At 43.7% G+C, this 355-nt stretch carries 1 protein-coding gene; it reads right to left on the bottom strand.

The genetic code is table 11. From position 1 onward, the window contains the following. Positions 1-120: 120 nt before the first annotated feature. Positions 121-355, bottom strand: a 235-nt coding sequence (locus C1G53_RS01845; RefSeq protein ID WP_161941348.1) for a redoxin family protein, incomplete at its 5' end; no start/stop codon positions are given.

The following is a 355-nucleotide window of genomic DNA, read 5'->3' as shown; positions in this document are numbered from 1 at the left end:
TTTGTCTGTAGACAACCTACTAACCATCGACCCCATGATTGGCATAGAACAGGCAGATATTGAAGAATTTTTTAAAGCATAAAAACCAGCAAGTCAGTAGATGAACACCGTTATATTCTTTTATTTGACAGCCTCTAAAGCTGCTTTATAATCTGGGTGTTCGTTGACATTGTCTAGGTATTCTACGTAGACGATCTCATTGTCGGCATTAAGGACAAAGACCGCACGCGCCAGCAAATTCCACTCCCGCATGAGCACACCGTAGGATTTTCCAAAGGCATGGTCATAGTAATCAGACAGGGTGATGCCATCCCCTACCATGGCGACTGTCTTGCCCTGTTCTTGTAAGAACTTG

It is taken from the genome of Streptococcus suis (assembly GCF_002960445.1).
GTDB lineage: Bacteria > Bacillota > Bacilli > Lactobacillales > Streptococcaceae > Streptococcus > Streptococcus hyiners.
This window is presented reverse-complemented; position numbering and strand designations above follow the sequence as displayed.